At 74.8% G+C, this 25,067-nt stretch carries 28 protein-coding genes and 1 pseudogene; 13 read left to right on the top strand and 16 right to left on the bottom strand.

Going from position 1 to position 25,067, the window contains the following annotated elements; translation table 11 throughout:
* The first annotated feature begins 112 nt into the window (after positions 1-112).
* Entirely contained in the window at positions 113-301 is a 189-nt protein-coding gene (locus tag AC6JBM_RS34740) for a hypothetical protein (protein WP_433614427.1), read from the top strand.
* A gap of 58 nt (positions 302-359) precedes the next feature.
* On the top strand, positions 360-1,166 hold the full coding sequence (locus AC6JBM_RS34735; protein ID WP_497978200.1) for a DUF1028 domain-containing protein: 807 nt from the start codon (positions 360-362) through the stop codon (positions 1,164-1,166).
* Here AC6JBM_RS34735 and AC6JBM_RS34730 read toward each other — a convergent pair.
* A complete protein-coding gene (locus AC6JBM_RS34730) occupies positions 1,152-2,030 on the bottom strand; it encodes a LysR family transcriptional regulator (protein ID WP_497978199.1) in 879 nt (292 codons plus the stop codon). The genes AC6JBM_RS34735 and AC6JBM_RS34730 overlap by 15 nt on opposite strands.
* A 90-nt stretch (positions 2,031-2,120) precedes the next feature.
* Between AC6JBM_RS34730 and AC6JBM_RS34725 the strand changes: the two genes are divergently transcribed.
* Both AC6JBM_RS34725 and AC6JBM_RS34720 read left to right on the top strand, forming a co-directional pair.
* Positions 2,121-3,467 (top strand): aspartate aminotransferase family protein, encoded by a 1,347-nt coding sequence (locus AC6JBM_RS34725; RefSeq protein WP_497978198.1) that lies wholly within the window; start codon positions 2,121-2,123, stop codon positions 3,465-3,467.
* Positions 3,468-3,687: 220 nt separating this feature from the next.
* Complete coding sequence (locus tag AC6JBM_RS34720) at positions 3,688-4,020, top strand: hypothetical protein (protein ID WP_497978197.1); 333 nt, start codon at positions 3,688-3,690, stop codon at positions 4,018-4,020.
* Between the two features lie 99 nt (positions 4,021-4,119).
* Here the strand turns inward: AC6JBM_RS34720 and AC6JBM_RS34715 are convergent, their stop codons facing one another.
* Together AC6JBM_RS34715 and AC6JBM_RS34710 are read right to left on the bottom strand one after the other, a co-directional pair.
* Positions 4,120-4,746 (bottom strand): response regulator, encoded by a 627-nt coding sequence (locus AC6JBM_RS34715; RefSeq protein ID WP_497978196.1) that lies wholly within the window; start codon positions 4,744-4,746, stop codon positions 4,120-4,122.
* Positions 4,739-5,863 (bottom strand): GAF domain-containing sensor histidine kinase, encoded by a 1,125-nt coding sequence (locus AC6JBM_RS34710; RefSeq protein WP_497978195.1) that lies wholly within the window; start codon positions 5,861-5,863, stop codon positions 4,739-4,741. The genes AC6JBM_RS34715 and AC6JBM_RS34710 overlap by 8 nt, the downstream gene beginning before the upstream one ends.
* A 101-nt stretch (positions 5,864-5,964) precedes the next feature.
* On the opposite strand from AC6JBM_RS34710, the gene AC6JBM_RS34705 reads away from it, so the two are divergent.
* From AC6JBM_RS34705 to AC6JBM_RS34695, 3 genes are read left to right on the top strand one after another with little or no spacing between them, the layout of a single operon-like run.
* On the top strand, positions 5,965-6,636 hold the full coding sequence (locus AC6JBM_RS34705) for an SDR family NAD(P)-dependent oxidoreductase (protein WP_497978194.1): 672 nt from the start codon (positions 5,965-5,967) through the stop codon (positions 6,634-6,636).
* Between the two features lie 46 nt (positions 6,637-6,682).
* Complete coding sequence (locus AC6JBM_RS34700; protein ID WP_497978193.1) at positions 6,683-7,693, top strand: S-adenosylmethionine:tRNA ribosyltransferase-isomerase; 1,011 nt, start codon at positions 6,683-6,685, stop codon at positions 7,691-7,693.
* A gap of 10 nt (positions 7,694-7,703) precedes the next feature.
* A complete protein-coding gene (locus AC6JBM_RS34695; protein WP_497978192.1) occupies positions 7,704-8,021 on the top strand; it encodes a hypothetical protein in 318 nt (105 codons plus the stop codon).
* Positions 8,022-8,047: 26 nt separating this feature from the next.
* Here AC6JBM_RS34695 and mug read toward each other — a convergent pair whose 3' ends face one another.
* A complete protein-coding gene (gene mug / locus AC6JBM_RS34690) occupies positions 8,048-8,647 on the bottom strand; it encodes a G/U mismatch-specific DNA glycosylase (RefSeq protein ID WP_497978191.1) in 600 nt (199 codons plus the stop codon).
* Between the two features lie 49 nt (positions 8,648-8,696).
* Between mug and AC6JBM_RS34685 the strand changes: the two genes are divergently transcribed.
* The gene (locus AC6JBM_RS34685) at positions 8,697-9,113 is read left to right on the top strand and encodes an ester cyclase (RefSeq protein ID WP_497978190.1); all 417 of its coding nucleotides are present in this window, start codon (positions 8,697-8,699) and stop codon (positions 9,111-9,113) included.
* 3 nt (positions 9,114-9,116) lie between these two features.
* Positions 9,117-9,521: a RidA family protein gene (locus tag AC6JBM_RS34680; RefSeq protein WP_497978189.1), complete on the top strand. Its 405-nt coding sequence runs from the start codon at positions 9,117-9,119 to the stop codon at positions 9,519-9,521.
* 11 nt (positions 9,522-9,532) lie between these two features.
* Here the strand turns inward: AC6JBM_RS34680 and AC6JBM_RS34675 are convergent, their stop codons facing one another.
* Positions 9,533-10,315 (bottom strand): pentapeptide repeat-containing protein, encoded by a 783-nt coding sequence (locus tag AC6JBM_RS34675; RefSeq protein ID WP_350621889.1) that lies wholly within the window; start codon positions 10,313-10,315, stop codon positions 9,533-9,535.
* Positions 10,316-10,441: 126 nt separating this feature from the next.
* Between AC6JBM_RS34675 and hrpA the strand changes: the two genes are divergently transcribed.
* Complete coding sequence (hrpA, locus tag AC6JBM_RS34670) at positions 10,442-14,311, top strand: ATP-dependent RNA helicase HrpA (protein WP_497978188.1); 3,870 nt, start codon at positions 10,442-10,444, stop codon at positions 14,309-14,311.
* Here the strand turns inward: hrpA and AC6JBM_RS34665 are convergent.
* The 5 genes from AC6JBM_RS34665 to AC6JBM_RS34645 all read right to left on the bottom strand — a co-directional run bounded on the left by AC6JBM_RS34665 (position 14,281) and on the right by AC6JBM_RS34645 (position 19,581).
* Positions 14,281-15,456 (bottom strand): MFS transporter, encoded by a 1,176-nt coding sequence (locus tag AC6JBM_RS34665; protein WP_497978187.1) that lies wholly within the window; start codon positions 15,454-15,456, stop codon positions 14,281-14,283. The two genes, hrpA and AC6JBM_RS34665, sit on opposite strands and share 31 nt — an antisense overlap.
* A gap of 6 nt (positions 15,457-15,462) precedes the next feature.
* The gene (locus AC6JBM_RS34660) at positions 15,463-16,455 is read right to left on the bottom strand and encodes a hypothetical protein (RefSeq protein WP_497978186.1); all 993 of its coding nucleotides are present in this window, start codon (positions 16,453-16,455) and stop codon (positions 15,463-15,465) included.
* Between the two features lie 27 nt (positions 16,456-16,482).
* Positions 16,483-17,514, bottom strand: a complete 1,032-nt coding sequence (locus AC6JBM_RS34655) for a cytochrome d ubiquinol oxidase subunit II (RefSeq protein ID WP_497978185.1) — start codon at positions 17,512-17,514, stop codon at positions 16,483-16,485.
* Positions 17,514-18,884 (bottom strand): cytochrome ubiquinol oxidase subunit I, encoded by a 1,371-nt coding sequence (locus AC6JBM_RS34650; RefSeq protein ID WP_497978184.1) that lies wholly within the window; start codon positions 18,882-18,884, stop codon positions 17,514-17,516. The genes AC6JBM_RS34655 and AC6JBM_RS34650 overlap by 1 nt, the downstream gene beginning before the upstream one ends.
* 118 nt (positions 18,885-19,002) lie before the next feature.
* The gene (locus AC6JBM_RS34645) at positions 19,003-19,581 is read right to left on the bottom strand and encodes a hypothetical protein (RefSeq protein WP_497978183.1); all 579 of its coding nucleotides are present in this window, start codon (positions 19,579-19,581) and stop codon (positions 19,003-19,005) included.
* Between the two features lie 78 nt (positions 19,582-19,659).
* Here AC6JBM_RS34645 and AC6JBM_RS34640 point away from each other — a divergent pair, with 78 nt between their 5' ends.
* Complete coding sequence (locus tag AC6JBM_RS34640; RefSeq protein WP_497978182.1) at positions 19,660-21,129, top strand: hypothetical protein; 1,470 nt, start codon at positions 19,660-19,662, stop codon at positions 21,127-21,129.
* Here AC6JBM_RS34640 and AC6JBM_RS34635 read toward each other — a convergent pair.
* The 4 genes from AC6JBM_RS34635 to AC6JBM_RS34620 are packed head-to-tail and all read right to left on the bottom strand — an operon-like array spanning position 21,075 to position 23,358.
* Positions 21,075-21,491: a DoxX-related protein gene (locus tag AC6JBM_RS34635; RefSeq protein WP_497978181.1), complete on the bottom strand. Its 417-nt coding sequence runs from the start codon at positions 21,489-21,491 to the stop codon at positions 21,075-21,077. The genes AC6JBM_RS34640 and AC6JBM_RS34635 overlap by 55 nt on opposite strands.
* On the bottom strand, positions 21,481-22,494 hold the full coding sequence (locus AC6JBM_RS34630; RefSeq protein WP_497978180.1) for an NADP-dependent oxidoreductase: 1,014 nt from the start codon (positions 22,492-22,494) through the stop codon (positions 21,481-21,483). Before AC6JBM_RS34630 ends, AC6JBM_RS34635 begins: the two co-directional genes overlap by 11 nt.
* Positions 22,491-22,916 carry an organic hydroperoxide resistance protein gene (locus AC6JBM_RS34625; RefSeq protein WP_497978179.1) on the bottom strand — a complete coding sequence of 142 codons (426 nt, stop codon included), beginning with the start codon at positions 22,914-22,916 and terminating at the stop codon, positions 22,491-22,493. Before AC6JBM_RS34625 ends, AC6JBM_RS34630 begins: the two co-directional genes overlap by 4 nt.
* Positions 22,894-23,358: a MarR family winged helix-turn-helix transcriptional regulator gene (locus AC6JBM_RS34620; RefSeq protein WP_497986575.1), complete on the bottom strand. Its 465-nt coding sequence runs from the start codon at positions 23,356-23,358 to the stop codon at positions 22,894-22,896. Before AC6JBM_RS34620 ends, AC6JBM_RS34625 begins: the two co-directional genes overlap by 23 nt.
* Positions 23,359-23,416: 58 nt before the next feature.
* On the opposite strand from AC6JBM_RS34620, the gene AC6JBM_RS34615 reads away from it, so the two are divergent.
* On the top strand, positions 23,417-23,989 hold the full coding sequence (locus tag AC6JBM_RS34615; protein ID WP_497978178.1) for a DUF998 domain-containing protein: 573 nt from the start codon (positions 23,417-23,419) through the stop codon (positions 23,987-23,989).
* 4 nt (positions 23,990-23,993) lie between these two features.
* Here the strand turns inward: AC6JBM_RS34615 and AC6JBM_RS34610 are convergent, their stop codons facing one another.
* Entirely contained in the window at positions 23,994-24,272 is a 279-nt protein-coding gene (locus tag AC6JBM_RS34610) for a hypothetical protein (protein WP_497986766.1), read from the bottom strand.
* Positions 24,273-24,430: 158 nt separating this feature from the next.
* Positions 24,431-24,520: pseudogene (locus AC6JBM_RS34605) on the bottom strand (RNA polymerase subunit sigma); the annotation flags it as partial.
* Positions 24,521-24,595: 75 nt separating this feature from the next.
* Here AC6JBM_RS34605 and AC6JBM_RS34600 point away from each other — a divergent pair.
* Positions 24,596-25,063 carry a hypothetical protein gene (locus tag AC6JBM_RS34600; protein WP_497978177.1) on the top strand — a complete coding sequence of 156 codons (468 nt, stop codon included), beginning with the start codon at positions 24,596-24,598 and terminating at the stop codon, positions 25,061-25,063.
* Positions 25,064-25,067 lie beyond the last annotated feature (4 nt).

Below are 25,067 nucleotides of genomic sequence, written 5' to 3'. Positions count from 1 at the left end.
CCGGACGCCCCGCTCGCGTTGGTCGTGCCACCGCGGCCTCGCGGGCGGCCTCTGGTGCGGCCCGGCCCCGGCTGGTCTGATGGTGTGCACATCACGAGGGGAAGAGGGACCGGTGGATTCGTTCTCGGACGCGGTCGACACGTTCGACGCGATCGGAAGGCTCGACGAGCGGTACGACGAGATGACCATCGACCAGCAGTTGAAGCTCGCCGAGGTCAAGGCCCTGGCGTCGATCGCGCTGGCGCTCTCGGCCATCCATCACGGTGGCATCAACCCGAACTACGACCCGGACGTCGACTGACCTTCTTGTTGCTGGGTGACAATATTGCCGGAGTGAAGGATTGCCGTACCGTGGCGGCATGACGTTCTCGATCGTCGGGCGGTCCTCCGACGGGCAGTCGCTCGGTGTCGCCGTGGCCAGCAAGTTCCTCGCCGTCGGGGCCGCCGTGCCCGCGGCCGAGGCCGGGATCGGGGCGCTCGCCACGCAGGCGCTCGCGAACCTCGCGTATCGGGCGCAGGGGCTGGCGCTGCTGCGGACCGGTACCGCCGCCGCCGACGTGATCGCCGGGCTCACCGCCGCCGACGGCGGGCGCGCGCACCGCCAGCTCGGGGTCGTCGGGCCCGCCGGGGACGGCGCGACGTTCACCGGTGACGAGTGCTTCGCGTGGGCCGGGGGCGTGGCGGGCGACGGGTACGCGATCCAGGGCAACATCCTCGCCGGGCCCGAGGTCGTCGCCGAGATGGAGCGGGCCTGGCTCGGGTCCGCGGGGCTGTCGCTGCCGCGCCGGCTGCACGCGGCCCTCGCGGCCGGGGACGCCGCGGGCGGGGACCGGCGCGGGCGGCAGAGCGCGGCGCTGTTCACCGTGCGGCGCGGGGCCGGCTACGGCGGCATGAGCGACACCGAGGTCGACCTGCGCGTCGACGACGATCCCGATCCGGTGGGGCGGATGGGCGGGCTCATCGACCTCTGGGAGCTGTACTTCGGCAAACCCGACCCGGCCACCCTGCTGCCCCTGGAGGGCGAGCTCGCCGCCGAGGTCGCGCGGCGGCTCGAGGCGCTCGGGTACGCCGACCTCGACGCCTGGGCCGGGGTCGAGAACCTCGAGGAGCGCATGGTCCCCGGCGCCATCGACCCGCTCGTCCTGGAGCGGCTACGCGGCGGCTGACAGCGCGGCCAGCGCGGCGGCGACCGACGGGCGGGTCGCGGCCGAGGCGCGCACGGCCGCCGTGATGCGCCGCCGCAGCGGCTCCCGCAGCGGGTGCGCGGCCACCTCGTAGCGCGCGTCCACGGCCAGCTCCGGCAGCAGCGTCACCGACAGGCCGGCCTCGACGTGGGCGAGCAGCGGCCCGTACGACGCGAACACCGCGGTCACGTCCGGCTCGAAGCCCGCCCGCCGGCACGCCCGGGTGATGAGGTCGTGCGTCCACGTGCCGGGGCGCTCGGCCGACCACACCGCACCCGAGTACGCGGCCAGGTCGACCGGCCCGGCGACGGGGGCGGCGGCGGTCACCAGCACCACGCGGTCGGTCGCCAGCGGGGTGTGCAGGATCTCGTCGTCGACCGGGGCGCCGCCGTCGAACAGGTCGGCGGTCACCGCGATGTCGCACGCGCCGCGGCGCAGGGCCGGGATGCCCTCGGTCGGGTCCAGCTCGCGCAGGTCGACGCGCAGGCGGGGGTGCTCGGCCCGCAGGCGGCGGATGGCGGTCAGGACGAACGTGTTGACCGCGCTCGTGAAGGCGCCGATGGTCAGGCGGCCGGCCGGGGCCGAGCCGTCGCCGGCGACCTCGGCCCGGGCCGTCTCCATCTGGTCGAGGATCGTGCGCGCGTGCCGGGCCAGCGTCTCGCCCGCGTCCGTGAGCCGCAGCCGCCGGCCCGCCCGCTCGAACAGCCGGGCGCCGGCCTCCCGCTCCAGCACGGCGAGCTGCTGGGAGACGGTCGACGGGCTCAGGTGGGCGGCCTGCGCCACGGCCCGCACGGTGCCGAGCGCGGCCAGGTCGCCGAGCAGCTTGAGCCGCCACGGGTCGAGCACGTGGTTCCCACCCTTTGTTCGATCCAGCCGTACACGCTGTGCGAAATCGTGAGCTGGAAGTGAACATAGCGCGGCCGTAGCGTCGGGGCCATGGCGGACTTCTGGAGCGACGCGCAGCGGCATGTCGTGCGGTACGGCGGGGCGTTCACCCCGGAGATCATCGCGCGCGCCGAGGGCAGCCACGTCTTCACCGAGGACGGCCGGCGCATCCTCGACTTCACGTCGGGGCAGATGAGCGCGATCCTGGGGCACTCGCATCCGGAGATCGTGGCGACGGTACGGCGGCAGATCGGCGAACTCGACCACCTCTTCAGCGGCATGCTCTCGCGGCCCGTCGTCGACCTGTCGCGCCGCCTCGCCGAGTCGCTGGGCAAGGCGCAGGCGCCCTTCGAGGGCGCGGAGCTGTCCAAGGTGCTGCTGCTGACGACCGGCGCCGAGTCCAACGAGGCGGCCGTGCGGCTGGCGAAGCTCGTCACCGGCGGGCACGAGATCGTCTCCTTCGCGCGCTCCTGGCACGGCATGACCCAGGCCGCGGCCGGGGCCACCTACAGCGCGGGGCGCCGCGGCTACGGGCCGCCCGCGCCCGGGAACTTCGCGATCCCGGCGCCGGACGCGTACCGCCCCGACTTCACCCACCCCGACGGCACGCTCGACTGGCGCCGCCAGCTCGACCACGCGTTCGCGCTCTTCGACGCCCAGTCCTCCGGAGCGCCGGCCGCGTGCCTGGTCGAGCCGATCCTGAGCTCGGGCGGGGTGCTGGAGCCGCCGCCCGGCTACCTCGCCGCCCTGCAGGCCAAGTGCCGCGAGCGGGGCATGCTGCTCATCCTCGACGAGGCGCAGACCGGCCTCTGCCGGACCGGCACCTGGTACGCCTTCGAGCGCGACGGCGTCGTGCCCGACATCATCACGCTGTCCAAGACGCTCGGCGCGGGCCTGCCCCTCGCGGCCGTGGTGACGACGGAGGCGATCGAGCAGCAGGCGTACGAGCGCGGCTTTCTCTTCTACACCACGCACGTGAGCGACCCGCTGCCCGCGGCGGTCGGCAACACCGTGCTCGACATCCTGGAGCGCGACGGCCTCGACCGCCGCGCGGCCGAGCTCGGCGAGCGCCTGCGGCGGGGCCTGCTCGAGCTGGGCACCCGCCACGAGGTCGTCGGCGACGTGCGCGGCCGCGGCCTGCTGCAGGGCCTGGAACTCGTGACCGACCGCGCGACGAAGACCGGCGCGGACCGCCTGGGCGCGGAGGTCACGCGGCGGTGCCTGACGCTCGGCCTGCACATGAACGTGGTCCAGCTGCCCGGCATGGGCGGCACGTTCCGCATCGCCCCGCCCCTGACCAGCACCGACGAGGAGATCGACCGCGGCCTGGCCATCCTGGACGAGGCGCTGACCGGCGCGGTCACCGCGTCGCCCACCGGGGCGCTCACCGGGGCGTGAGCCGCAGCGTGGTGGCCGCCGCGGCCGGGGCTGCCCGTCGGCGGCCCCGAGCCGAGCGGCGCCGCCAGGGCCGTCCGTACGGCGCCGACGTGCGCCGCGGGATCGAGCTCGCCGCATTGTCACCAGGCAGGCAACAACGGTCCGATGCCGCGTCACCGCATCGGCTGAGACCCCTGCGCGGCCAGGGACGCGTTGATGAACTCCCGCGTCTCGCCGGCCAGTGGACCTGCGCGATCTGATCACCGCGGTCGCGAACGAGTTCCGTGACCTGCCGATCACCCTGAACACGCGGCTCGCCAGCGGGATCGAGGTGCCCGACGGGCTCGCCACCGCGGTGATGCGTGCGCTGCGCACCGTCCTGCTGCACGTCCGCGTCCACGCCGGCGCCGGCGCCGGCGAGGTCACCGTGCACGCCGACGTCGAGGGGGACACGGACGGGTGGGAGATCACGGTCGTCGACGACGACACCGTCGTGCGCGAAGGGCTCCGCGCGCGGCCCCGGTCAGCGTCGCCGGTGCGCACGAGAACGCGATTGAGCACGAGGTCACCGTAGGCACCGGGGGTCGGCACGAGCACCCGGGGAAAGTCCCGGGTTCACGCGCCGCCGCCGGATGTGCGAGCGCTTCGGCGTGCGCTGTCGGCCCGCCGCCGGTCAGCCGAGGGAGTTGCGCACGGCGTACAGGGCGGCCTGCGTCCGGTCCTGCACGCCGAGCTTCGTCAGGATCGCGCTCACGTGCGTCTTCACCGTCTTCTCGGCCAGGCCCAGCGTCCGCGCGATCTCCCGGTTCGACCGCCCCCGCGCGACCTCCGCCAGGACCTCGCGCTCGCGTGCGGTCAGGTGCGCCGCGTCCGGGGGCGGGCCGCCCTCGGTCAGCAGGCGTGCCACGTCCGGGTGCAGCAGCACGTGCCCGGCGTGCACGGCGCGGATCGCCGCCGCGAGCGCGGGCGGGTCCACGTCCTTGTAGACGTAGCCCGCCGCGCCCGCGCGGACGGCCGGCAGGACCGCCGACGGCTCGGTGAAGCTCGTGATGACGAGGACCCGGGCGCGGGTCCCCGCGGCGGCGAGCTCGCGCAGGGCCTGCACCCCGTCGCCGCCCGGCATGCGCAGGTCCAGCAGGATCACGTCCGGGTCGGTGCGGGCCGCCGCCGCGACGCAGGACGCGCTGTCCTCGGCCTCGCCCACGACCTCGATGTCGTCCTGCACGTCGAGGAAGGTGCGCAGGCCCTGCCGTACCACCGGATGGTCGTCGACCACGAGCACGCGCACGGGATCAGGCACCGGGCACCTCCATCGTCACGACCGTGCCCGCGCCCGGCGCGGACCGGATCAGCAGGCGGCCGCCGGCGGCCCGGGCGCGCTCGCGCATCGACGCCAGGCCCAGCCGCGGGCGGGGCAGGTCGCCGCGCGGGTCGAAGCCGCGGCCGTCGTCGGTGACGGTCAGCACGACGCGCGGGCCGGCCCGGCGCAGCTCCACGGCCACGCGCCCGGCCGACGCGTGGCGCAGGGCGTTGTGCAGGGCCTCCTGGGCCACCCGGTACGCGGCCTCCTCGCGGGCGGCCGGCAGGCGCGGGACCGGGTCGGCGGCGAAGGTGACCTCGGCCTCGTGGACCCGGTCGAGGAGCTCGGCCTGGCGGCGCAGGGCGGCGGCGAGGCCGTCGCCGGCCAGGTCGGCCGGGCGCAGGCCGACCACGACGGACTTCAGCTCGTCCGTGGCCTCGGCGGCCAGGCGGCGCACCACGTCCAGCTCGGCGGCGGCCCGGGCCGGGTCGCGCTCGACCAGGGCGGCCGCGGCCTCGGCGGTGAGCCGGAGGCTGAAGAGCTTCTGGGTCACGGCGTCGTGCAGCTCGCGGGCGATGCGCTGGCGCTCCTCCACAATGGACAGCTCGCGGGCGCGCTCGTAGAGGCGGGCGTTGACGATGGCGATCGCGGCGTGGGCGGCCAGCAGGCGCAGCAGCTCCTCGTCGGCGGCGTCGAAGGGGCCGCCGCGCTTGTTGGCCAGGAACAGCTCGCCCAGGATCTCGCTGCCGTCCACAATGGGCATGCCGAGGAAGTCGGCCATCTCCGGGTGGGCCGCGGGGTAGCCCTCGAAGCTCGGGTGCGTGCGGATGTCGGCCGAGCGGACCGGGTTCGGGTCGCGCAGCATCGCGCCGAGCAGGCCGTGCTGGCGCGGGAGCGGGCCGATGCGCCGCCACTGCTCGTCCGTCAGGCCGTCGGCCAGGAACTCGCGGAACGAGCCGAGCTCGTCGGGGATGCCCAGCGCCGCGTACTCGGCGTCCAGGAGCCGCCGGGCGGCCGAGACGATCGTCTGCAGGACCTCGCGCATCGAGCGGTGGGCGGTGACGGCCAGCACCGCGGCGCTCACCTCGCGCAGCTCGTCCCGATCGCATCCGCCCACGACATCCACGGTACCCAGGCGGTACCTAGGACCAAGGACCTAGGCGCGTCCCCGTCCGCGGCCCGATGGCACGGGCCCGCATCCTTCCTAGCGTCGAAGCCATGGACACGCCCATGGACACCACACCAGGAACCGCCATCGTCACCGGAGTCTCGCGCGGGCTGGGCCGGGCGCTCGCCAACGCGCTGGCGGAGGCGGGCTGGACCGTCTTCGGCGACGGGCGGACCCTCGACCCGGCCGGCCACGGCGGCGTCCGGGCCGTCCCCGGCGACGTCACGGACTCGTGGCACCGGGCGCGGCTCGTCGAGACCGCGCTGGAGACCGGGCGGCTCGACCTGCTCGTGAACAACGCGGGCATCCTCGGGCCGAGCCCGCAGCCGGCGCTGGCCGACTACCCGGCGGACGCGCTGCGCGACGTGCTCGAGGTGAACCTCGTCGCGCCGCTCGCGCTCACCCAGCTCGCCCTGCCCGCGCTGCGCGACCACGGCGGCGCGGTCGTGAACATCAGCTCGGACGCGGCCGTGGGCGCCTACCCGGGCTGGGGCGGCTACGGCGCCGCCAAGGCCGCCGTCGAGCAGCTCAGCAACGTGCTCGCCGCGGAGGAGCCGAAGCTGCGCGTGTGGTGGGCCGACCCCGGCGACCTGCGCACGCAGATGCACCAGGAGGCGTTCCCGGGCGAGGACATCGGCGACCGGCCCGGGCCCGAGACCGTCGCGCCCGCGTTTCTGCGGCTGCTCGCCGCGCGGCCGGCGTCGGGGCGGGTGAAGCTGTGACGGCGGTGCTGGACTTCGCGCTGCCGGCGTCGGGACGCGTGAAGCTGTGACGGCGGTGCTGGACTTCGCGCTGCCGGCGGAGCTGGAGGCGCGGGAGCCCCCGGAGGCGCGCGGGCTGGCCCGCGACGAGGTGCGGCTGCTGGTCGCGTCCCCGCAGGGCCTGTCGCACCACCGGTTCGACGCGCTGCCGGAGCTGCTGCGGGCCGGGGACGTGCTGGTCGTCAACACGTCCGGGACGCTCGCGGCGGCCGTGCGCGTGGTGGGGGTACCGCTGAGCCTGCACTTCTCCACCCGCCTGCCCGACGGGCGGTGGGCGGTCGAGGTGCGGGGCCCGGACCGGCGGCCCCACCCCGGGGCGCCGGGCGAGCTGCGGCTGCCCGGCGGGGCGGGTGTCACGCTCGAGGAGCCCTACACGCACGGGCGGCTGTGGGCCGCCGCCGTGCGCACGCCCGGGCCCGTGCCGGAGTTCCTGCGGCGGTACGGCGAGCCGATCCGCTATCCCTACGTGCGCCGGCGGTGGCCGTTGGCGGCCTACCAGACCGTCTTCGCCCGCGAGCCCGGCAGCGCCGAGATGCCCTCGGCCGCGCGCCCGTTCAGCGAGCGGGTCGTGACCCGCCTGGTCGCCGCGGGCGTGCAGTTCGCCCCGCTGCTGCTGCACACCGGGGTCGCCTCGCCGGAGGCACACGAGCGGCCCTACCCGGAGTGGTTCGCCGTCCCGCCCACGACGGCCCGCCTGGTCAACGACGCCCGGGCGGCCGGCGGGCGGATCATCGCCGTGGGCACCACGGCGGTGCGCGCGCTGGAGAGCGCGGCCGCGCCGGGCGGGACGGTCGCGGCCCGCGAGGGCTACACCGGCCTCGTCGTGACCCCGGACCGCGGCGTCACCGTGGTCGACGGCCTGCTGACCGGCTTCCACGAGCCGCGCGCCTCGCACCTCGACCTGCTCGCCGCGGTGGCCGCGCCGGCGGTGCTGGCCGCGGCGTACGACGCGGCCGTGCGCGAGCGCTACCTCTGGCACGAGTTCGGCGACGTGAACCTCCTGCTGCCCGGGCGGTAGGGTCGGGTGCGTGGACGATCTGGTGGCGCGGGCCCTGCGGGAGTTCAACGAGCGCATCGACGTGTACGACCCCGCGCCCGGGCCGGCGGTCGCCGAGGTGCGGGTCGGCGAGCAGGTGATCGCCCTGCGCGCGTCGGTCGCGAAGGCCCTCGCGGCGGCGCTGCGGGCCTACGCCGACCCGCGCGACCGGGGGCGCTGCGACCACTGCGGCGGCCCGCGGCTGGACGACAACTTCGTCTGCGCCGACTGCGGGCACGCGAGCGGCGTCTTCGGCCGGCTGCTCGCGGAGCGGGCCGCCCGCTACGAGCCGCCGGCCGAGCTGGCCTGAGCCCACCTCCCGCAGCGGGGCGGCCGCTACGAGCCGCCGGCTGAGCCGGCCTGAGCCGCCTCCCGCAGCCGGGCGAACTCCGCGGCGAGCTCCGGCAGCTGGTAGTGGGCGTTCAGCCCGCTCGGGTTCGGCAGGATCCACAGCCGTGTGGGGGCGAGCACGTCCGACTCCTGCGGCCCGACCTTCGCGGCCCGCACGCCGAACGCGACCCGGAACGCGGTGACGCCGAGGACGGCGAGCCAGCGCGGGGCGAACGCTTCGACCTTCGCGCGCAGGATCGCGCCGCCCGCCGCGAGCTCGTCGCGGCTCAGCTCGTCGGCCCGCGCGGTGGCCCGGGCGGCGAGGTTCGTGATGCCCAGCCCCCAGCCGGGCAGCAGCTCCTGCTCGTCGGGGCGCAGCTGCCGCGGGGTGAAGCCGGAGCGGTGCAGCGCCGGCCAGAACCGGTTGCCGGGCCGGGCGAAGTGGTGCCCGCTCGCCGCCGACCACAGCCCCGGGTTGATGCCGCAGAGCAGGACGTCGAGCCCGGGCGCGATGACGTCGGGCAGGAGCCGGTCCGCGGCGGCCAGCAGCTGCTCGCGGCTGTACCGCACGCGTGCTTCGGCCTGGCGGTTCACTGGCGACGGCATGCGGACAAGCATGCCAGGGCGCGGGCCCCGCTCCGGCACAGTGGAAGCCATGGACATCGATGCCGTGCTGGCGCTCTGGGACACGCCGATCGACGAGCGGGCGGATCCGGCCGCGGACTTCCGGCGGTTCTACGCCGACCCCGTGGCCGTCAACGGCGTGCCCGTCTCCGCCGACGGGCTCGTGGCCCGCGCCCGGGCGCTGCAGGCGGCGTTCGCGGACCGGCGCACCGAGCTCGTGCACCGGATCGAGACCGGGGACCGGATCGTGATCGGGTTCTTCATGCACGTGCGGCACGCCGGGCCCTACGACACGCCCCTGGGCACGGTCGCCGCGACCGGCCGGCGGCTGCGGATCCGGGTCAACGACATCCTGACCGTGCGCGACGGGCGGATCGCGGACATCTGGGTGATGAGCGACGACGTCGACCTGATGCGCCAGCTCGGGCAGCTGCCGTCTAGCGTCTGAGGCATGAGCGAGCGGCGGTTGATCTCCAGCGGGTCGGCGTTCGAGCGGGAGATCGGCTACTCCCGCGCGGTCGTGGACGGCGACTGGGTGCACGTCTCCGGCACGACCGGCTTCGACTACGCCACGATGACCATCTCCGGCGACGTGGTCGAGCAGGCCGAGCAGTGCTGGCGCAACATCGACGCGGCGCTGCGGGCGGCGGGGGCGTCCCCGGCCGACGTGGTGCGCGTGCGCTACCTGCTGCCCGACGCGGCCGACTTCGAGCCGTGCTTCCCGGTGCTCCAGCGGTGGATGGGCGAGGTGCGGCCGGCCGCGACCATGCAGGTGTGCGGGCTGTCGGACCCCCGGATGCGCATCGAGATCGAGGTCACCGCGCGCAAGGCCGGGCAGCTCGGGTGGCCGCGATAGTCGGATAGCCGTCAGTCATCCGCCAGGGTGATCTTCAGGGCCGCGGCGAAGAGGCCGAGGAGCTCGTCGGCGTCCACGCCGGTCATGGTCGCGCCGGCCAGGCCCTCGACGCCCGTCGCGCCCGCCAGCGTGCACGACTCGAAGCGCGCGCCCCCGGCGGCGGCGCCGGAGAAGGTCGCGCCGGAGAGGTCGCAGCCGCTGAACGTGGCCCCGGTCAGGTCGGCGTCGGTGAAGTCGGCGCCGGTCAGGTCGGTCGAGGTGAAGAACACCGCGTGCAGCTGGGCGTCGCGGAACACACTGCGCTCCGCCCGGCAGTCGCGCACCGTCACGTCCCGCAGCGTCCCGCCCAGCCACTGCAGGTCGGCGAGGCCGCAGTCGCGCAGCGTGACGCGGTGCAGGACGGAGTGATCGGCGTGCACGTGGTCGAGCGCGGTGCGTTCGAGCAGGCAGTCGGTGAGGATCGCGCCGGACAGGGCGGTGCCGGTCAGGTCGGCGCGGTTGAACCGGCACTGCACGAACTGGGCCGACTTGGCGCTGCGGCCGGTCAGGGCCAGGTCGTAGAAGCCGATGGCCTGGTAGGCGGCGTCGTCGCGGAGGTCGTCCTCGTCCAGCGTGCCCAGCGTCAGGGCCCGCGGCGGGCGGGGCCGGGCCGGTCCCGGGCGGGCGGGGGAGACCGTCGGGAACGCGCCGGTGGCGAAGGTGCCGGCGGAGAAGGTGCGGCCCTCGGCCGCGTGACGCGGGGCGGGGCGCACGCCGGAGGGTGACGGCTGGAAGGGGACCGCGGGCATCGCCATGGGTGTGACGTTAGTGGCAGGAGTGACGGACCGTCACGGCGGCCCGCCACGTGTCGGCGAGAAACCGGGCACCCCGGCAAAATCGACGGGCAATCCCGGCGCCGGGTGCCTATCCTTGCGAGCGTCATGTCTGAAACGCCCCAGCCGACCAGCCTGAGCGAGCTTCGCGCTCGCCTCACCGGGCTCATGCCCCAGGACCAGCATCGGCTGCGACGCCGGATCGACGGGGCGAAGCGCTCCAGGAACGCGCAGGCGATCGCCGAGGCCATCAAGGCCGACGTCGAGCGCGCCGAGCAGCGCGTCGCCGCCCGCCGCGCCGCCCGGCCCGAGATCAGCTACCCCGAGCAGCTGCCGGTCAGCCAGCGCAAGGACGAGATCCTGGCGAAGATCCGCGACCACCAGGTGGTGATCGTGGCGGGCGAGACCGGGTCGGGCAAGACGACCCAGCTGCCCAAGATCTGTCTCGAGCTCGGCCGCGGTGTGACCGGCCAGATCGGCCACACCCAGCCGCGGCGGATCGCGGCCCGCACCGTGGCCGAGCGCGTCGCCGAGGAGCTCGGCACCGAGCTGGGCGCGACCGTCGGCTTCAAGGTGCGCTTCACCGACCAGTCCTCGGACCAGACCATGGTCAAGGTGATGACCGACGGCATCCTGCTGGCCGAGATCCAGCAGGACCGGCTGCTGCGCCGCTACGACACGCTCATCATCGACGAGGCCCACGAGCGCAGCCTGAACATCGACTTCATCCTCGGGTACCTCAAACAGCTCCTGCCCCGCCGCCCCGACCTGAAGATCATCATCACGTCGGCGACGATCGACCCGGAGCGGTTCTCGCGGCACTTCGGCGACGCGCCCATCGTGGAGGTGTCGGGGCGCACCTACCCGGTCGAGGTGCGCTACCGGCCCCTCGAGGCGCCCGACGAGGGGGCCGAGGAGGTCGACCAGTTCGACGCGATCTGCATGGCCGTCATGGAGCTGCAGGACGAGGGCCCCGGGGACGTGCTCGTCTTCCTCAGCGGCGAGCGCGAGATCCGCGACGCCGCCGACGCGCTGACCAAGCTGGACCTGCCGAACACCGAGATCCTGCCGCTGTTCGCCCGGCTCTCCTTCGCCGAGCAGCACCGGGTCTTCCAGCCGCACTCCGGCCGCCGGGTGGTGCTGGCGACCAACGTGGCCGAGACCTCGCTGACCGTCCCCGGCATCAAATACGTCGTGGACCCCGGCACGGCGCGCATCTCGCGGTACAGCCACCGCCTGAAGGTGCAGCGCCTGCCCATCGAACCCGTCTCGCAGGCCTCGGCCAACCAGCGCAAGGGCCGCTGCGGGCGCACGTCCGACGGCGTGTGCATCCGGCTCTACAGCGAGGACGACTTCAATGCCCGGCCGGAGTTCACCGACCCGGAGATCCTGCGCACCAACCTGGCGTCGGTCATCCTGCAGATGATCTCGCTCGGCCTCGGCGACCTGGGCGCGTTCCCGTTCATCGACCCGCCCGACCGGCGCAACGTCACCGCCGGCGTGCAGCTGCTGGAGGAGCTCGGCGCGCTCGAGCCGGGCCCGCACCTGACCCCGCTGGGCCGCCGCCTGTCCCAGCTGCCGGTCGACCCGCGGCTGGCCCGCATGGTGCTGGAGGCGGAGAAGAACGGCTGCGTGCGCGAGGTCATGGTGATCACCGCGGCGCTGTCCATCCAGGACCCGCGCGAGCGCCCGGCCGACAAGCAGGCCCAGGCCCAGCAGTCGCACGCCCGCTTCGCCGACAAGGACTCGGACTTCGTCGGCTACCTGAACCTGTGGAACTACCTGCAGGAGCAGCAGCGGGAGCTCTCCAGCAACCAGTTCCGCAAGCTGTGCCGGGCCGAATACCTCAACTACCTGCGCGTGCGCGAGTGGCAGGACATCTACAGCCAGCTCCGCCAGGTGCTCAAGACGATGGACGTGACGCCGAACGAGCAGCCCGCGGCGCCGCTGGCGATCCACGTCTCGCTGCTCGCCGGGCTGCTGTCGCAGATCGGGCTCAAGGAGGCGGACAAGCACGAGTATCTCGGCGCCCGCAACGCCCGCTTCGCCGTCAACCCGGGCTCCGCGCTGTTCCGCAAGACGCCCCGCTGGGTGATGGCCGCCGAGCTGGTCGAGACCACGCGGCTGTGGGCCCGGGTGGTGGCCCGCATCGAGCCCGAGTGGATCGAGCCGCTGGCCCAGCACCTCGTGAAGCGGCAGTACAGCGAGCCGCACTGGGAGCGCAAGCAGGCCGCGGTGATGGCGGTCGAGCGGGTGACGCTCTACGGGGTGCCGATCGTCACCAACCGGAAGGTCAACTACGGCCGCATCGACCCGGCGCTGTCCCGCGAGCTGTTCATCCGGCACGCGCTGGTCGAGGGCGACTGGGAGACCCAGCACGCCTTCTTCGCCGAGAACCGCCGGCTGCTCGGCGAGGTGGAGGAGCTCGAGGCCCGGGCCCGCCGCCGCGACCTGCTCGTCGACGACGAGACGCTGTTCGAGTTCTACGACGGCCGGCTGCCCGAGGAGGTGGTCTCCGGCCGCCACTTCGACAGCTGGTGGAAGAAGACCCGCCGGGAGTCCCCGGACCTGCTCACGTTCGACCCGGCGATGCTCGTCAACGCCGGCGCGGACGCGGTGCAGCAGGCGCAGTACCCGGACGCCTGGGAGCAGGACGGGCGCCGTTTCGCGCTCACGTACCAGTTCGAGCCCGGCACCGAGGCCGACGGCGTGACCGTCCACATCGGACTGCCGCTGCTCGGCCAGGTGCGCGCCGGCGACTTCGCCTGGCAGGTGCCGGGGCTGCGCGAGGAGCTCGTGACCGCGCTCATCAAGTCGCTGCCGAAGGCGACCCGGCGCAACTTCGTCCCGGCCCCCGACACCGCCCGCGACGCCCTCGCCGACATGGCGCCCCGCGACGGCGAGCTGCTCGACGCGCTCGAGCTGGCGCTGCGGCGCATGACCGGGGTCTCGGTGCCGCGCGCCGAGTGGGACTGGTCGAAGGTGCCCGAGCACCTGAAGATGACCTTCCGCGTCGTCGACGACGCCGGGAAGGTCCTCGGGGAGGGCAAGGACGCGGCGGTACTGCGCGAGCGCCTCGCCCCCAAGGTGCGCGAGACGGTCGCCGAGGCGGCCGTGGACGTGACCCGCAAGGGCGCCACGAGCTGGGAGTTCGGCACCCTGCCGCGCAGCCTGTCGCGCACGGTCGCCGGGCACACCCTCACCGTCTATCCGGCCCTGGTCGACGAGGGCGCCTCGGTCGCGGTGCAGGCCTTCGACCTGCCCGCGCGGCAGGAGTACGAGATGTGGCGCGGCACCCGCCGCCTGCTGCAGCTCACGCTCCCGCCGCCGGCGCGGTTCGTGCAGGGCCGCCTGTCGAACGAGGCCAAGCTGGCGCTGAGCCGCAACCCGCACCGCAACGCCGTCGACCTGCTCGAGGACTGCGCGGCCTGCGCCGTGGACCAGCTCATGACCGACGCGGGCGGGCCGGCCTGGGACGAGGCCGGGTTCGCCGCGCTGCGGGACAAGGTGCGGGCCGACCTCGTCGACCTGACCCTCGACGTGGTCGGCAGCGTGCGCAAGATCCTGGCCGCGGCCTACGACGTCGAGCAGCGCCTGGCCCGCACCAAGAACCCGCTGCTGCTGCCGGCCCTGACCGACATGCGCGGGCAGCTGAGCCGACTGGTGTACCGCGGCTTCGTCACCGACACCGGCTGGCAGCGCCTGCCGGACCTGGAGCGCTACCTGCGCGGCATCGAGCGGCGCCTGGAGAAGGTGCCGACCGACACCGGGCGCGACCGCGAGCGGATGCTCACGGTGCAGGAGGTGCAGCAGGAGTACGACCAGCTGGTGTCCTCCATGACCATGACGCCCCAGCTGCGCGAGATCCGCTGGATGATCGAGGAGCTGCGGGTCGGGCTCTTCGCGCAGGCTCTCGGCACCGCCTACCCGGTGTCCGACGTGCGGATCTACCGGGCGATGGACGCGCTGCCGGGCTGATCGCGGTCCCGGCCGCGCAGCACCGGGGCGAGCACCGCGATGGCGGCGGCGAGCCCGGCCAGGCCCAGCAGCGCCCGGCCCAGCCCGATCGCGTCGGCCAGGGCGCCGATGAGCGGCGGGCCGACCAGGAGCGAGCCGTAGCCGATGCTCGTCACGAGCGCGATCGCCTCCGCGGGCCGGTCGGTCTCCCCGGCGGCGCTGACCGCGGCCGGGAACACCAGGCACACGCCCAGGCCCCAGAGCAGGGCCCCGGCGTACATCGGCCCGGTGCCCGGGGCGAGCACGGCGGCGGCGATCCCGGCCACGCCGAGCAGCGCGCCGAGCCGGACGGCGCGGGCCCGGCCGAGGCGGGCGACGGCGGTGCTGCCCGCGAACCGGCCCACGGTCATGGCGGTGGCGAAGAGGGTGTACCCCAGCGCCGCCGAGGACTGCGAGAGCCCCCGCCCGGTGTGCAGGAAGAGCGCGAGCCAGTCGCCCGCGGCGCCCTCGACGACCGTCGCGCACAGCGTGGCCAGCCCGATGAGCAGCAGCGCCCGGCCCGCGGAGAGTCGCCGGCGCGCGTGTGCCGCGGCGGCCCCGGCCTCGGTGCGCCCGTCCGTGCGCTCGTCGAGGAAGAGGGTCAGTCCGGCGTACGTCACCGCCAGCGACACCACCGCGGCCCCCGCGAGGTGCGGCCCGGCGCCCAGCCCCGTGCGGGCCGCGAGGGATCCGGCCGCCGCCCCGCCGATCGAGCCGAGGCTCCAGCAGGCGTGGTACCGCGGCATCCACTCCCGGCCCGCGCGCCGGTCCACGAAGCTGCCCTGCACGTTCATGGCCACGTCCCAGGAGCCGTACGCGAGCCCGAGCGCGAACAGCGCCCCGGCGAGCGTCCACAGCGAGCCCGCGAGCCCGGCCGCGGCGAGGGCGGCGGCGGAGACGAGCGCGGTGCCGGCCACCCAGGCGCGGCTGCCGAAGCGGCGGCAGGCGTGCCCGGTCACGGGCATGGAGACCAGCGAGCCGAGGCCGAGGGCGAGCAGGGCCCGGCCGAGTTCGCCCGGGCCGATGCCGAGCCGCTCGACGACCGCGGGGATGCGCGACACCCAGCCGCCGACGATCGCGCCGCTGGCTGTGAAGACGAGGGCCGTGCCGAGCGCGGCCTTGTTCACCGCCGGCTAGAGGTCTTCGGGGCGGCGGAAGATGACGGTCTGGTCGTTGCCGGGAGCGGGTCCCGGGCCGGGTCCAGCACCGGGAACGGGGCCGTTGCCGGGCTGGATGATCTGGGTGGGGCCCGGCGGCCCGCCGAGGCCCGGGTTGATCATCTGCGTCTGCGCGGCCGGGGAGCCGTAGGTCTGCGGCTGGGGCGGCGTGCCGTAGGTCGTGGGCTGCGGCTGGGAGCCGTAGAAGCCCTGCGGCGCCGGGACGACCGGGTGCATGCCCGTGTCGGGCTCGTTGCGGTCCTTGCGCCGGAAGTAGAAGAGGCTGCCGATCAGGCCGAGCGCGCCGACGATGGCGATGATGCCGACCCACAGGCCCATGCTCATCCCGCCGCCGCTGCCGTTGGTGCGGTTCGTGGCCGGCCCGGTGGTCTCGATGGCGACGCCGTTGCCGGCCTCGGGCACCCCGAAGCTGCCGTCGTCGCTGATGCCCGGCGTCTCGCTGGCCGACAGGCTCGAGGTCTTGGTCGGCTTGGCCGACTTCCCCGTCGCCGACGGGGTCGGGCCGCCGGTGGCGCGCAGCTGGAAGTTGTCGGCGTTGCCGTGCTCGACCTGGACGCGCCCGGCGGCCTGCCCGGCGGTCTTCACGGTGAGCGTGAACTGGCCGCTGGCGGACTTGTCGGCGGCCAGGGTGCCGCTGGAGCGGCAGGTCGCCGCCCGTCCGCCGCTGCCGACCGCGCAGCCGGGGTTGTCGGCCGGGTCCAGCACCGCGTTGCCCGGCGCCGCCATGGCCACGGTCACGCCGGTGACCGGCTGCTTCGTGTTGTTCTTGACCACGAAGCGGACCTGGACCTTGTCGCCGACCTTGCCCTGGACGCTGTTGTCGACCTTGATCTCGAGCTGGTCGGCGGCCCAGGCGGGCGTCGCGGCGGCCCCGATCAGGCCGACGCCGAGGGCCGCGACGGCAGCCGCCGCCGCGCTCCAGCGCCGCATCCTCCTGATGTCAGTCATAGCTTCGGCGGACGATAGCAGGCTTCGTCAACGATCGGTGTCGGCCCTCTGGCTGGACGAATCGGGCGCGGGCGACTGAAACAGCCGAAACAGCCACCACAGCGACGGTGCGAGCACGGCGGCACCGCCGAGGACGGCCCACAGGGTGGCGCGTGTCACGGCCGGGGCCGCGGCCGTGGCGGAGATCGTGGTGGCGGGCGGGAGCAGGTACGGGTGCTGCGCCGCCGCCCAGCCCCAGAGCACCGCGGCCACGGCGAGGCCCGCGGTGAGCCGCACGGCCACGTAGCGGCCGGCCGCCAGCAGCGCGATCGAGGCCAGCCCGGCCAGCGCCGAGAGCGCCACGAGCGCGGCCGGCACCGGGCGCAGCAGCCGGTCGGCCAGCCAGCCGGCGTCGGCCCGCACGACGAGCAGCCCGGCCACGGCGAGGACCCCGGTGCCGGCCCCGGCCCAGAGCGCCCGGCGGCGCATCCCCGCGACGAGGTCCGGGTCGTGGCGCTCGGCGTCGCGGCAGAGGAAGACGGCGGCGAGGTACGCGCACACGGCCACCGCGAGCGCCCCGGTCGCCACCGAGGTCGGGTTCCACCACGACGTGAGCAGGTCGCCCCGCCCGGCCGTCCAGGGCGGGACGCGCCCGGAGGCGATGCCGCCGGCCACGGCGCCGAAGCAGAACGGGGTCACGAGCGAGGAGAACGCGAACAGGGCGCCGAACAGCCGCTCCCGGCCGACGGTGTCGCTGGTCTTGCGGAACGCGAACCCGGCGCCGCGGCCGATGATGCCCAGCGCGGCCCCCGTGAGCGGCACGTACATGGTCGCGGCCACGCCCGCGAAGACGGCCGGGAAGCCGGTCCACAGCAGCACCACGGCGAAGATGAGCCAGACGTGGTTGGCCTCCCACACCGGGCCGATCGCGTGCTCGATGAGGGAGCGCCGGCGCCGGCCCGAGCGGGCGCCGCCGGCGAAGAGGTCCCAGAACCCGGCGCCGAAGTCGGCGCCGCCGAAGAGGGCGTAGGCGGTGACGGCCGCGAAGAGCACGACCAGGAGCGCGTCGGCGGCCCGCATCACGGCACCGGGAAGGTGTCGACGTCGGACTCCTGCGGCGCGACGGGCACCGGCCGGTCCCTGGCCAGGCGGCGGAGCACGAAGACGGTGGCGACGGTCAGCAGGGCGTACACGATGGTCAGCACGACAAGCCCGGTGCGCAGTCCGGGGGCGGTGTTCACGGCGTCGTGGGTGCGCAGGACCCCGTAGACGACCCACGGCTGCCGGCCGGTCTCGGTGGTGGTCCAGCCGGCCTCGAGGGCGAGGACGGCGGCCGGGCCGCACAGCGCGGCGGCGCGCAGGAACCAGCGGTTGGTGAGCCAGCCGCGCCGCCATCGCCAGATGAAGGCGAACAGGGCGGCGACGCCCAGCATGGCGAAGCCGGCCCCGACCATGAGCTGGAACGACCAGTGCACGATGTTGACCGGCGGGCGCTGGTCCGCCGGCACCGTGTTCAGCCCGGTGATCTCCGCGTCCGGGTCCCAGTGGGCCAGCAGGCTCAGGGCGTTGGGGATCTCGATGGCGTAGCGCATCTCCCCGTCGATCGCGACCCCGCCGACGTGCAGCGGCGCGCCCCGCTGGGTCTCGTACACCCCCTCGATCGCGGCCAGCTTGACCGGCTGGTAGTCGGCGACGAAGTGCGCGGCCCAGTCGCCGACGCCGACCTGGACCGGGGCCATCACGGCGGCGACGGTGAACGGCACCAGGAAGCCGAGGCGGTGGTAGCGGTCGTTGCGCCCGCGCAGCAGGCCGACGGCGTAGACGGAGGCCATGCAGAAGCCGGTGACCATGAACGCGGCGACGAGCATGTGCACCGACTGGGGGCCGGTGGCCGGGTTGAACATCGCGCCGAGCGGGTCGACCCCGGTGATCTTGCCGTCCACCAGGTCGAAGCCGCGCGGCTGGTTCATCCAGGCGTTGGCGCTGACCACGCAGAAGGTGCCCACGATGCCGGCCAGCAGGATCGGCACCGCCGACCACATGTGGACCTTGGCCGGGAGCCGGTCCCAGCCGTAGAGGTAGATGCCGAGGAAGATGGCCTCGACGAAGAAGGCGAAGCCCTCCAGCGTGAAGGGCAGCCCGATCACCTGGCCGTAGGTGCCCATGAGGCCCGGCCAGAGCAGCCCCATCTCGAAGCTCAGGATCGTGCCGGAGACGGCCCCGACGGCGAAGAGCACGCCCATCGCGCGGGCCCAGCGGCGGGCCAGGAGGCGGTACTCGACCTGCCCGGTCCGGTGCCCCCTCCACTCCATGAACAGGGTGATCGCGGGCATCGCGACGCCGAAGCTCGCGATGATGATGTGCCAGCCGAGGGACAGGGCCATCTGCGTTCGTGCGGCCGCGAAGTCCCCCGGTGTCGCGGCCTCGGCGAGAACGGTCAACGGTTCCACATGGCTGTTCTATCGCCGCTCGGGGCGCGCACGCGCATCGGTCCACACGAAAGCGGCGTTGCCCACGTTCGGGAACTTTTCGCGCTTTTTACGAGTAGCATGGCTACATGTTCTGTGCCTACAGCTCGGAGGCCGGGCCGCCGCACTGGGCGAGCGCCAGCAGCAGCACGAGCACGACGAAACCGGCGTAGACGAACCGGCGCCGGCGGATGTTCTCGTACGCGTGCCACCAGGCGATCGCCGCCTCGGACGTCGGCCCGGCGATGAACGTGCGGGCGCGCGGCTGCGGCCGGGGGAGCACGAGCGGGGCGCGGCGCACGGCGTTGCTGACCGGCACCCGGCGGTCCGGCCCCGGCCGCTCGTCGCGCTCCGGCGTGACCGTGATCTGGTGCTCGTCGTCGTGCCCGGGATCGGGCTCGTGCCGGTCGGCCAGGGTCCAGCGCTCGCAGCGGCGGTGGAAGGTCCGGTCCAGGAACTCCTCGGCCGCGCCCGGCCGCCCCAGCCGGGTGCGCCGCAGCTCCAGCCAGGGCCAGCGCGTCGCCACGTCGGTGAGCACGTCGACGTAGAGATGGTCGGCGTCCTCGTCGCCGCCGACGACCCGGGAGGAGTCGCGGCGCAGCGGCTCGAGGTGCCGGGTGACGAACGCGACGTAGCCGGCCGGGGGCTCCGACGTCATCTGCATCGCACCAACGCGCATGCTCTCATCGTGGCCCCGGCCCCGGAACGTTTCAACGGGCCCCCGGGGAGTTTGCGTCCGGGTGGCATGATCGGCCCCGTGGGCTCCGCGTTACCCGTCGGCCGGGAGGTCCTCATCCCCGGCGAGCTGTCGGTCGCCATCGACGAGGGTGGCATCCGCACGGCCTCCGGCATGCTGCCCGCCCTGCTCTACACCACCGACGGGCTCGAGCGGCACGGCCAGCGCGAGATGGTCTTCGCCGTCGCGCGCACCGGCGCGCCCGCGGCGGGCTTCCCGCTCACCATGGCCCGCACCGTGCACCGCTTCGCCGCCGAGGGCCGGCTGGTCGACGCCGGCGACGTGAGCGTCTTCGGCCGGCCGGGGGTCGACGTCGACGAGCGGGTCACCGGCTTCGTCTACGCCGACCCGCCCGCCGCCCTGTCGTCCACTGTGGACCTGCCCCGGCCGCCGCTGATCGCGCTGCCGCTGCTGGGCGGGGAGACCGCGGTGGTGCAGCGCTTCGGCCACGCCCGGGTGCTCGCGCTGCTCGGCGCGCAGGAGCGGTACTACCCGCACCCGTGGTGGTTCCGGCCCGGGCGCGCCCCGGTGCTCGACGACGCCGAGTTCCGGGCGGCCACGATGCTGTCCCGCGCGCCCGCGTACAACCTGCCGTTCCTGCGCGTCGTGCACGACGGCGACCGGCTGGAGCTGTCGGTGGCGGCCGAGGAGCTGCCCGCGCTGCGCGACGCGATGCGGGAGGCGCCGGAGGTCTGCGCCTACCTGCCGGGGCTGGCCGGCACCCCGAAGACCTACGTGTGGGCGCCCGGGCAGTCGGGCCCGGCCGCGATCGTGGCGCCCGGGGGCGAGCGGGCCACCCGGCTCGCCTGCAACTTCCTGCTCATCATCCGCGACGCGACGCTCGGGGGGACCGGCCGCGTGGCGGGGGAGGGGCCCCGGCCGCCGACGGCCCGCCAGGTCGAGGACGGCTTCGCGGTCCTGCTGACCGGCGCCATGCACGCCCGCCTGCTGCAGGCCGTGGAGGCCGGCCGCCCGGTCGAGATCGGGCTGCCCGGCGGGGCCGTGCGCGCGGTCGCGTTCCGGGTCAGCGACGGCTCGCCGGAGACGGCCCCGGCCGCGGAGGGCCCGGACGCGGTGAACGCCCTGCCGCCGACGCTGCTCAACGGCGTCCCGGCGGCCACCACGATGGCCGCGGCCACCGGGAGCCCGCAGGCGCCGCGGCCGCCGGGCCGCATCGTGCTGCTCACCAGCGAGGAGCAGCTGCGGCAGGCGACCACCCCGGCCGAGCTCAGCGACTTCCTCGACCGGGCCCGGCGGGTGGTCGAGGGGCTCTTCGCGGGCGTGCGCCACCACACCGAGGAGCTCATGGTCGAGTTCCGCCTGGCCCCGAACCGTCCCGTGGCCGTGCGCATCATGGCCCGCCCGATCGCGCCGCCGCGGGAGCTGCTGGTGGTGCTGGAGCGGCAGCTGCAGGCGCTGCCGCCCCCGGCGATCCACTACACGGAGGTGGCCTTCCAGCTCCACCTGCCGATCGGGCCGGCCTCCTCCTGAGCCGCCCGCAGGGCCCACCACACGAGCGGGATCTGCAGCGGCAGGCGGCCCCAGGCCACGGCCCGCCGCGCCGGCGTCGCGTGCCGCCAATCAGATGTCGTTCGGCAGGACATCCGCACGCTGGCGGGGAAGACGGCCGCGAAGAAGCCCGCGGCCGCGAGCCCGGCCGCGCGGCGGGTGCGCGGGTGCAGCAGCCTGGCGGCCAGGGCGAGCTCGGCGGCGCCGCTGCCGTAGGTGTACGCCCGCGCCGGCCCCGGCAGCGAGCGCGGCACGATCGCGTCGTAGGGCCGGGGCTTCGCGAAGTGCGTCACCCCGGCCGCGCCCAACAGCGCCGCGAGTCCCAGCGCGGCGTTACGCGCCACCGCCGAGCCGGACGACCATCTTGCCGAGGTTCTCGCCCTTGAGCATGCCCAGGAAGGCGTCCACGGCGTGGTCGATGCCGTCCACGAACGTCTCGGCGACCTTGACCTTGTCCTCCCGCAGCCAGCCCACCATCTCCTCGGTGAAGGCCTCGCGGCGCGACCAGTGGTCGAGCACGAGGAAGCCCTGCATCGTGAGGCGCTTGCTGATGAGCAGGCTCAGGTTGCGGATGCCCTTGGCGTCGGGAGTGTTGTACTGCGAGATCGCCCCGCAGACCGCGATCCGCCCGTGCAGGTTCATCCGGAACAGCGCCTCCTCGAGCTGCTCGCCGCCGACGTTGTCGAAGTAGACGTCGATGCCGTCCGGCGCGAGGCGCTTGAGCTGGGTGCGGATGTCTCCGTCGCGGTAGTTGAAGGCGGCGTCGAAGCCGAGCTCCTCGGTGAGGTAGCGCACCTTCTCCGCCGACCCGGCCGAGCCGATCACGAGGCGGGCGCCGCGCAGCCGGGCGATCTGCCCGACCAGCGTGCCGACGGCCCCGGCCGCACCGGAGACGAACACCGTCTCCTCGGGGCGCATCCGGGCCACGTCGAGCAGGCCGGCGTAGGCGGTCAGGCCGGGCATGCCGAGCACGCCGAGGTAGGCCGAGGCCGGGGCGGCCGCGGTGTCGACCTCGCGGACGCGCTCGGCGTCGAGCAGCGCATACTCCCGCCACCCGAGCCCGTGCAGGACGCTCGCGCCGACCTCGACGTCCGGGCTCTGCGACGCCACCACGGTGCCGACGGCCCCGCCGTCCAGCGGGGCGCCGAGCTGGAAGGGCGCGACGTAGGACTTCACGTCGTTCATCCGGCCGCGCATCGCGGGGTCGACGGACATCACCTCGTTGCGGACGACCACCTGCCCGGGGCCGGGCTGCGGCACCGGCTCCGTCCTCAGCTCGAAGTCCGAAGTGGACGGAAACCCGTCGGGGCGCGCCGCGAGATACCAGACCCGGTTCTGCTCGCTCATGCCGAGACCTCGATGTGCACCTCGATGTTGCCGCGGGTGGCGTTGGAGTAGGGGCAGACCTGGTGCGCGGCGTCGGCGAGGGCCTGGGCGGTCGCCGCGTCCGTGGCCGGGAGGGTCACCGTGAGCCACACCTCGAGGCCGAAGCCGCCGGCGTCGTTCGGGCCGATGCCGACCCGCGCCTGCACCTGCGAGCCCTCGACCGCCGGGAGCGCGCTCTGGCGGCGGGCCACGCTGCGCAGCGCGCTGTGGTAGCAGGCCGCGTAGCCGGCCGCGAAGAGCTGCTCGGGGTTGGTCGCCTCGCCCGCGCCGCCCATCTCCTTGGGCATGCGCACGTCGAGGTCGAGGATCCCGTCGGAGCTCGTCACGTGTCCGTTGCGTCCGTCACCGGACGCGGTGACCTCAGCGGTGTAGAGCACCTGCATCGATTTCTCCCTGTCGCTGGAGTGCGGCGGTGAGCCGCACGAGGGTGTCGCGGAGCTCCTCGAGCTCGCCCAGGCCGAGGCCGCCGTCGCAGACCAGGCGGGCCGGGATGCCGGCCGCCCGCGTCCGCAGCGCCGAACCCTCGGCGGTGAGGCGCACGGTGACCGAGCGCTCGTCGTCGGCGCGCCGCTCCCGGGCCACGAGGCCGGCCGCCTCGAGGCGCTTCAGCAGCGGCGAGAGCGTGCTGGAGTCCAGCCGCAGCGCCGCGCCGAGGTCCTTGACCGTCCGCTGGTCCTGCTCCCACAGCGCGAGTAGGACCAGATACTGCGGGTAAGTCAGGCCGAGGTCGTCGAGCAGGGGCCGGTAGCGCGCCGTGACCGCGCGGGTGGCGGTGTAGAGCGCGAAGCAGACCTGCCGGTCGAGTGGGAGGACGTCCACGAGCAGAAGCCTATCGCGCGATTCAGTCGTGCGCGACTTAAGTTGCGGCCGTCATACTCGTCGCATGCGCCGGTACGCCCTGTGGTCCTCCGCCGCCGCGCCCGTCCTGCTCGTCGGCGGGTGGACGATCGCCGCGGCCGTGCAGGCCGGCGGGTTCGACTCGCTGCGCGAGACGATCAGCGCCCTGGCCGGGGTCGAGGCCGACCACCGCTGGGTGATGACGCTGGCGCTGCTCGGCGTCGGGATCTGCCACGTGGTCACCGCGCGCGGGCTGGACTCGATCGCGGTGCCCGCCCGGGTGATGCTCGGCGTGGGCGGGGTCGCGACCGTGCTCGTCGCCGCGTTCCCGCTGCCCGCCGGCGGCACGTCGGGCCCGCACCAGGCGGCCGCCACGATCGCGTTCGCCTGCCTCGCGCTGTGGCCGGCCCTGTGGCGCAACCCGGGCGCGGCGGCGGCCCGGCCCCCGGCCGGCGTGATGGTCCCGGCGGCCCTGGCGCTCGCCGCGCTCGTCCTGCTCTTCACCGTGGCCCTGGGCACCGGGGTGCTGGTCGGGCTGGCCGAGCGGCTCGCGGCCGGCGCGCAGGCGGTCTGGCCCCTCGTCACGGTGCTGCTGCTGCGCCGGGCCGGCCACCGATGAGCCCTCACGCGTACTCGTCGATGCCCGCCAGCTTCGAGGGGTTCGGCACGAGGTAGGGGCCCGCGATGCGCCCGTCGATCACGGCGATGCTCAGCGGGTACCGCCGGCGCCCGTCGATGAGCAGCGCCGGGTGCCCGTTGAGGATCGCGGGCCGGTCGGTGAGGCGGCGACCGGCCGCCGCGACGAAGAACCGGATCGCCCGGTCCCGCCCGCGGATCGGGTTGCGGGCCGAGCGCGCCAGGCCGCCGCCGTCGCTCCACACCACCACGTCGTCGTGCAGCATCCGCTCGAGCCGCGCGACGTCGCCCTCCCGGGCCGCGGCCAGGAACCCGTCGAGCAGGCGGGCGATCTCGGCCGGGTCGGTGCTGAAGCGCGCCGCGCCTGCCGGGCCCGCAGCGCGTCCACGGCGAGCCGGGCGACCACGCGGGTGAGGTAGCGGCGGGGCTCGGCGACGTCCGACCGGTCGGCGGCGCTCCAGCGCAGGTAGGCCTCCTGCGGCACGTCCTCGGCGTCGTGGACGCTGCCGAGCATGCGGTAGGCGAGACCGTAGAGCATCGGCCGGTGCTCGGCGAAGCGTTCCATCCGCCGATTGTCTAGGGTTTCGGCATGACCTCGAACTGGCGGCACCTGCCGCCCGCCGCCCGTGCCATCGCCGTCGCCTCGGTCGAGGCCGTCGAGGCGGCGCGGGCGCGCGACGAGGCGGCCTACTCGGACGCGGTCGAGCGGCTCGGCGGGCTCGACCCGGAGCAGACCGGGCGGGTGCTCGGGGCGGTGGTGCGCACGCTGCTGGAGCAGCGGCACCCGGACGGGCTCGACGGCGACGACATCCGGGCCGCGCTGGAGCACGCGGTGCGCTCGGCGGGGCAGTGGCGTGACGTCGACCCGCAGGTCATGGTGGTGCTGCTGATCGGGGCGCTCGGCATCCACGAGACCGGCGAGGACGCCCCGGTGCCGCCGCGCGCGCTCGCGGCCCACGCGCCGCTGCTCATCGACGACCTGCTGGGCGACCGGAGCTTCGCCGGATTGCTGACCCGGGCCTTCGCCGAGATCGAGCGCGCCGAGATCAACGACTGACGGC

The sequence above is a fragment of the Dactylosporangium thailandense genome (assembly GCF_059739745.1).
This window is presented reverse-complemented; position numbering and strand designations above follow the sequence as displayed.